Below are 6,000 nucleotides of genomic sequence, written 5' to 3'. Positions count from 1 at the left end.
TTTTCTGCTGAGTGTTCGCGTCCCTGTGTGGTTCCCAGAAAACAAATCGGGAACCGCTACAATAGAATAACCGAGCCTAGCGTTCGGACGATGAGCTTGCCGCCCCGCTTAGGGGGGTGTGCGTTGGTCGTTCGGTGGTTATGGCGAAGGGGAAACACCCGGTCCCATCCCGAACCCGGAAGTTAAGCCCTTCAGCGCCGATGGTACTGCATGGGAGACTGTGTGGGAGAGTAGGACGCCGCCGGACTCATATTAGAAAAGGCCCCGACACCTAGTGTCGGGGCCTTTTCTCATTTCTGGAGTTCCCTTCGTCGCCTGGCCTGCGCTCCGTCGCGCTGCGGTGGTCGAACCGTTGACGAGCGTGGAGCCGATCGGGCGGTAATGCATTCGGGTCTTTCGTCCAAGTACAGGGTGTAGACACTGCGACGAAGGGAGCTGGGCCGGTGCGGCTCAGACAGACGAAAGCGGCGGAGCGGTCGGCGGGATCGGGGCCGGGGTCGGACGGCTTCGAGGCCTTCTACCTGCGGCACTTCGACGCGATGACGCGGTTCATCGCCCGGCGGGTCGCCGATCCGCACGCGGTGGCGGATCTGACAGCGGAGGTGTTCCTCGCGGCGCTGCGTTCCCGGCACACCTACCGGCCGGGGCTGGGCAGCGAGACCGGGTGGTTGTATGGGGTGGCCCGCAACGTGCTGGCCGCCGAACGTCGGCGCAGTCGGCGTGAGGCGCGGGCCGTCGAGCGGATCGTCGCCCATCGGCTTCTGGACGGTGACGACCTGACCCGTCTGGCCGAGCGCATCGATTCCGAGGAGCCCGCCCGGCGGGCGCTGTCGGCCATGGCCGAGCTGCCGGAGGGGCAGCGGGCCCTGCTCGAACTGGTGGTGATCGACCAGTTGACGGTCGCCGAGGCTGCCCAGGCCCTGGGCATCAGGGTGGGGACGGCCAGGGTCCGGCTCCACCGCGCTCGTCGGACGTTGCGGGACGTGCCCGGTGTCGCACCGGCTCTGGCTACGGAGGGACTGGGATGACCATGACGTTCAAGGACAGGCTCCTGGCGGAGTTGAGCGTGGAGGCCGCGAAGGTCGATTGGGAGCCCGCACCGGCTCGCCGACACCTGGGGAGGAAGGTCGCCCTGGTCGGCGCGGGGATGGTCGTCGCGTTGGCGGTCGCGGTGCCGCTGCTGCCCGACGAGCCCGCGTTCGCCGTGGTCAAGAACACCGACGGCACGGTCACCGTGGAGATCAACGAGTTCGTCCAGCCCAAGGAGCTGGAGAAGAAGCTGGGCCGGGCCGGGGTGCGGGCCGTGATCGACTACGTTCCCCATGGCCAGACCTGCCGGGAGCCGAGGGGTGAGATCGTGCCCCGGCCGGAACGGATGCCGCTGAGGCGCGACGGGGACTCGATGGGCTTCCGCGTCGACCCGAAGGAGTTCGCGCCGGACGAGACCCTCGTCGTGCAGATGCACTCCGCCCGCGGTAACCCCCGCGAGGGGTACGGAGGCAGCGTCGGGGTCATCCGCGGAAGTGTCGCGCCGTGTGTGCTGGTCCCGGAGGGTCTTCCCCTGCCGTAGCCGCGTGGTTCCCGCCGTGGGAGCGGCCGGTCAGGGTGGGGGACGGTGGTTGTTGTCCCAGGCCCAGGTGGCGATGCCCACGCGGTTGCGCACGTCCAGTTTCCGCTGGATGGCGGCGATGTGGTTTTTGCCGGGGGCGAGGTGGAGGTCGGCGGCGATCTCGGCGTTGGTCCCGCCGTCGGCGACGCGTCGTGCGATCTCGATCTCGAGTGGTGTCAGGGGGATGGCCGGGGTGCGGTGCGTTGTCGCGGGGCGGTGGGCGAGCCGGCGCAGGAGGCGGACGGTTGATCTGGGGGCTGATGAGCGCGTCGCCCGCGACGGCGGCGCGTACGGCCTCGACCAGCAGCGCGGGGCCGGAGCGTTTGAGGAGGAAGCCGCATGCGCCGTCGCGCAGCGCCGCGTCGACGTACTCGTCCAGGTCGAAGGTGGTGACCACGACGACGCGGAGTGGGTCGGCGACGCCGGGTCCGGCCAGCGCGCGCGTCACCGCCAGGCCGTCGAGCACCGGCATCCGGATGTCGGCGAGAACGACGTCGGGCCGGCGCGACGGCGGTGGCGCCGTCGCCGGCCTCGGCCACCACCCGCATGTCCGGCTGAGCCTCCAGGATGAGCCGGAAGGCGCCGCGGACCTCCGCCTGGTCGTCGGCGAGCAGGATGTCGATCACGGGTTCGCCGTCCGGTCGGCAGTACGGCGTGGACCCGCCAGCCGGGGCCGTGCGGTCCCGCGCTGAGCGTTCCGCCCAGTGCCCGGACGCGTTCGGTGAGGCCGTGCAGGCCCAGTCCGCCCGCGCGCCGCGTGGAACGCCCCGGGGGCCCGGCGAGGTCGTTGGTGACGATGACCTCCAGCGCGGCGTCGGCCGTGCGGCGCACCGTCACGGTGGCCGCGGTGGCGGCCTCGCGGGAGACCTCCAGGTCGGGATCGAGGACCAGGTCCACGCGGGCCGGTCCCGCCGCCGCGTACCGGGCGGTGAGCGAGGGCGGGTCGGCGAGGCCGGGCGGCGGCGCGCGGCCGTCCCGGCCGTCGGGGTGCAGGGCGTCGACGGCCTGGTCCATCGACGCCAGGGCGCGGAGACCGGCCTGCTCGATCCGGGCGAACAGGGCGGCGACCCGCTGCGGATCACCGGCGACCACCTGCCCGGCCTGCGCCTGGGCGACGATGGCCCCGACGTCGTGGGCGACGAAGTCGTGCAGGTCGTGGGCGAGTGCCAGCCGCTGGTCGCGCCGTGCCGTGGCGACCGCGCGCCGCCGCCGCGCCTCCAGCAGGCGCAGGTACGTTCCGCACCCCGCCGCCCCGGCCGGTCCGGCCGAGAAGATCGCGCAGGCGATCGCCGCCGTCGTCGGCGTGACGTCCAGGTCGGCCGCGATGAGCCTCAGCACCAGCGCCACGACCGCGGCCCCGGCCGCCGCGCCCACCACGGCCGTGGTCCGCGGCGGCGCCCACCGGGCCGCTCCGCCGGTCAGGAACGTCAGGCCCGCCATCTCCGCGTAGCCGAGCGCGGGCACCGGCTCCGGCTCGCCGGACGTCAGGAACGCCAGGCTCACGCCCAGGGAGACGGCCGTCGCGACGCCCGCGCTCCACCGGGCTCCGGCGCCGTGGAACGGGGTGGCCGCGAGACCGGCCAGCGCCGTTCCCGTGGCCAGGGCGAGGAGTACCGGGCGGCGCGGTCCGACTCGCATGGGCCCGATCCCAGGCGCCGCCGTACGCCGGGGACCCGTGCCGAACGGCACCTGTTGTGGAGCGAGGCGAGGCCGGACGTCATCTGGTGGCGGGGCGCCCGCGCCGCCGAGCATCGATGCCATGCGGACGACGACGAAGAGGATCACGCCGGGCTGGGCCGTGTGGACGGCGCACGCGGCGGCACTGGCACCTCTGCCCGCGGGGCTGTGGCGGGTCGCCATGGCGGTGGGGATACCCGTGGGGTTCGACCGGGCCTGGCTCGACCGGGCGGGCGTTCCGGGGCCGGGGCCGGTCTGGCCCATCGTGCTGAGCCTGGTGGCCGAGGGCTGCGCGCTCCTGGCGCTGGGGCTCGTCCGGCCCTGGGGAGAGCAGGCGCCCCGGTGGCTCCCGCTCGTCGGGGGCAGGGCGGTGCGGCCGTCCGCGGCCGTCGTCCCGGCCGCGGTCGCCGCGGCGCTGCTGACCGCGTTCGGCGTCGCCTTCGGTGTGAAGATCGTGCGGGTGCTCGCCGGTGCGGAGTCCGATCCGGCCTTCCCCGACGGCGCGGCGGCCGTGGTCATGAGCCTCGCCTACGTGCCCATGCTGCGGTGGGGGCCGTTCCTCGCCGCGACGACGCTCGCCTACCACCGCCGAAGGCGCGCCGACTCCGTCTGAACGCGCGCCGGAGCGTCCGCCGCGCCGTCAGGTGATGTTGAAATGCAGCAGCCGGTGTCCCGCGATGACGTGGACCTCGGCGGCGAATCCCGAATCGTAGCTGGCCATCCACACCAGGAGCTCCTCCTGGATCGGGCTGGGGTCGCCCCACAGACCGTAGAACCGCCGCTTGGTGGTGCAGATGGGGCGCAGGGTCCCGGTGAGCACCGCGTTCCAGACGGCCGCGGCGGATCCGGGGTTGTTCCCCTTCTGGTAGTCGCTGAGGGCGATGATGCCGTGCGGCCGCAGCAGGGTGCGCGACGCCTCGATGGCCGCCAGCAGGTCCTCGTAGGGCAGGATCCCGTTGAGGTGGACGAACCGGAAGCACTTGGCGTGCTGCTTGCGGAGCACCGCCCAGTCCGCCTCGTCGAACTCCGCGGTCACGCAGTTCTCGTTCTCCCGGCAGAAGCGTGTGGCGCCCATGTGGTCGGAGCCCAGCTCCATGATGTCGCCCTCACCGCAGCAGCTGTGGGACTCCCCCAGGAACCAGGCGGACAGCGCCTCATCGGTGGCCGCGCCCCTCGCTTCATCGACAGCTTGCATGGTTCCCACTCTCATTCACCTGCAGGGGTCGGGGCCGCCACCATCTCGGTCAGAGGTTTCGGCAGTTTCCTCGGGGTCTTGGTCCAGGGACCGTACAGGTAGCGCGCGGTTCCCACGAGCACCGTGTCCTCCGGGTCGTCGTTCACCTGTACGGGGAGGTTCAGTTTCCGGCACAGCCGGGCGGGCAGCCCCGGCAGCAGCGCGCCGCCCCCGGACAGGGTCAGCCCGTGGACCATCAGCTGGCTGATCAGGTCGGGCTTGCAGGAGTCGCGCAGGTCGATCAGCGCCTCGGTGATCTGGTCGGTGACCCGTTCGGTCGCGGCGGTGACCTCCGCGGCGGCGACCGTGTAGATCGTCGGCCGTCCGGTGGCGACGTCCTGCCCGCAGATGTCGAACGGCGCGTACTTCCCCGCCTCGACCGCCAGGGCCTCCGCGCGCACCTTGACCGCCTCCGCGGTCTGCTCGCTCAGCACCAGCTGGTACTCCCGCAGGGCCCAGGCGACGATCGCCTGGTCGAAGCGCTGGCCGCCGACCGGGAAGGTCCGCTGGGCCCAGACCCTGCCCTTGGCGACGATCGCCATCTCGGTGGTGTGGCCGCCGAGGTTGGCCACCATCCGGGCCGCGATGCCGGCGTCGTCGCTGTGGTGGCCGAGCCCGGCCGCCAGGCTCTGGTCGACCAGCACGACCTTCCTGGCCCCGGCCTCGGCGACGACCTCCTCCATGACGCGCCGGTCCATCTGCGCCGCGCCCGAGGGGACGGCCACCGCCACGCACGGCTTGAACCGGAACGCGCGGCCGTGCGCGGCGTTCAGCAGCCACCGCACCAGCGCCACGGCGGGCTCGTACTCGGAGACCACGCCGTTCCAGAGCGGCCGGACGAGCTCGGCGTCGCGCCACCCCATTTCGTAGCCGTGCAGCGCGTCGTCCCCGACCGCCAGGACCCGCCCGCTCCGCCGACTGACCATGACCACCGAAGGCGTGTTCACCTGCACACCGAGATCGGGCACGAAAACACGCGAATTAACGGCCCCCAGATCCAGGGCCGTGTCCGCGCGGGCGAACGCCGAAAGAAATTTCATATAAGATCCTCGGGTGATCTATTCATTTACATGCGGCAAAGTACCCGGCCCGGTATTCCACCGAACTCTGGTACCGGCAAAGAGATCGCTAATTCCCGGGGGTCGTTGGGCTAGGTTTCTTCGGTGACGGTCAAGCGGTCGGCCGTCGCGGTCGCCGGGCGGCCGGCGGGAAACGCCGATCGCCCATGTCCGCAGGCCCCGTCGTGTCCCGCTCCAAGTCTGCACAGAGATCGTCAAGAGGCAAGCGGCGCGCCGATCTCGCCGTGTCGCGCGTTCGTGGCGGCCGCCCCGGCGAAAAGTGCGGAGAAACCCGACCGGCTCCGGCGAACGCGGAGATGACGACGCTTCCGGAATTTCCCGCCGAGTCGCACATCCGCCCGGCCCCGGCACGCCGCCGCGATTTTCGGTCCGGCCGAAACCGCGTCGCGGGGTGAAGAGGC

5 protein-coding genes, 1 rRNA gene and 2 pseudogenes are annotated in these 6,000 nt (G+C 71.9%); 4 read left to right on the top strand and 4 right to left on the bottom strand.

Annotated features, from left to right (window positions below; genetic code table 11):
- The first annotated feature begins 130 nt into the window (after positions 1 to 130).
- The 3 genes from rrf (at position 131) to AKI01S_RS24030 (ending at position 1,570) form a co-directional block, all read left to right on the top strand.
- Positions 131 to 247 (top strand): 5S ribosomal RNA (rrf, locus tag AKI01S_RS24040).
- 196 nt (positions 248 to 443) lie between these two features.
- Complete coding sequence (locus AKI01S_RS24035) at positions 444 to 1,028, top strand: RNA polymerase sigma factor (protein ID WP_245681751.1); 585 nt, start codon at positions 444 to 446, stop codon at positions 1,026 to 1,028.
- A complete protein-coding gene (locus AKI01S_RS24030) occupies positions 1,025 to 1,570 on the top strand; it encodes a hypothetical protein (RefSeq protein WP_067822240.1) in 546 nt (181 codons plus the stop codon). Before AKI01S_RS24035 ends, AKI01S_RS24030 begins: the two co-directional genes overlap by 4 nt.
- Before the next feature lie 30 nt (positions 1,571 to 1,600).
- Here the strand turns inward: AKI01S_RS24030 and AKI01S_RS49420 are convergent.
- A pseudogene (locus AKI01S_RS49420) lies at positions 1,601 to 2,235 on the bottom strand (response regulator).
- A 367-nt stretch (positions 2,236 to 2,602) separates the two neighbouring features.
- Positions 2,603 to 3,049 (bottom strand): annotated as a pseudogene (locus AKI01S_RS53660) (histidine kinase dimerization/phosphoacceptor domain-containing protein); the annotation flags it as partial.
- A gap of 319 nt (positions 3,050 to 3,368) precedes the next feature.
- Here AKI01S_RS53660 and AKI01S_RS53655 point away from each other — a divergent pair.
- The gene (locus AKI01S_RS53655; protein WP_067822233.1) at positions 3,369 to 3,899 is read left to right on the top strand and encodes a hypothetical protein; all 531 of its coding nucleotides are present in this window, start codon (positions 3,369 to 3,371) and stop codon (positions 3,897 to 3,899) included.
- A 27-nt stretch (positions 3,900 to 3,926) separates the two neighbouring features.
- Here the strand turns inward: AKI01S_RS53655 and AKI01S_RS24015 are convergent, their stop codons facing one another.
- Entirely contained in the window at positions 3,927 to 4,481 is a 555-nt protein-coding gene (locus AKI01S_RS24015; RefSeq protein WP_157420084.1) for a hypothetical protein, read from the bottom strand.
- Between the two features lie 11 nt (positions 4,482 to 4,492).
- Positions 4,493 to 5,560: a rod shape-determining protein gene (locus AKI01S_RS24010; RefSeq protein ID WP_084000164.1), complete on the bottom strand. Its 1,068-nt coding sequence runs from the start codon at positions 5,558 to 5,560 to the stop codon at positions 4,493 to 4,495.
- Positions 5,561 to 6,000: the final 440 nt, after the last annotated feature.

It is taken from the genome of Actinomadura kijaniata NBRC 14229 (assembly GCF_001552175.1).
Classification (GTDB): domain Bacteria; phylum Actinomycetota; class Actinomycetes; order Streptosporangiales; family Streptosporangiaceae; genus Spirillospora; species Spirillospora kijaniata.
Note: the sequence above shows the minus strand (reverse complement) of the source record. Positions and strands in the feature narration are given on the sequence as shown.

Coding starts and splice junctions, on each gene's coding strand:
- AKI01S_RS53655 (WP_067822233.1), top strand. CDS start 3,369: ATGCGGACGACGACGAAGAGGATCACGCCGGGCTGGGCCGTGTGGACG.
- AKI01S_RS24010 (WP_084000164.1), bottom strand. CDS start 5,560: ATGAAATTTCTTTCGGCGTTCGCCCGCGCGGACACGGCCCTGGATCTG.
- AKI01S_RS24015 (WP_157420084.1), bottom strand. CDS start 4,481: ATGCAAGCTGTCGATGAAGCGAGGGGCGCGGCCACCGATGAGGCGCTG.
- AKI01S_RS24030 (WP_067822240.1), top strand. CDS start 1,025: ATGACCATGACGTTCAAGGACAGGCTCCTGGCGGAGTTGAGCGTGGAG.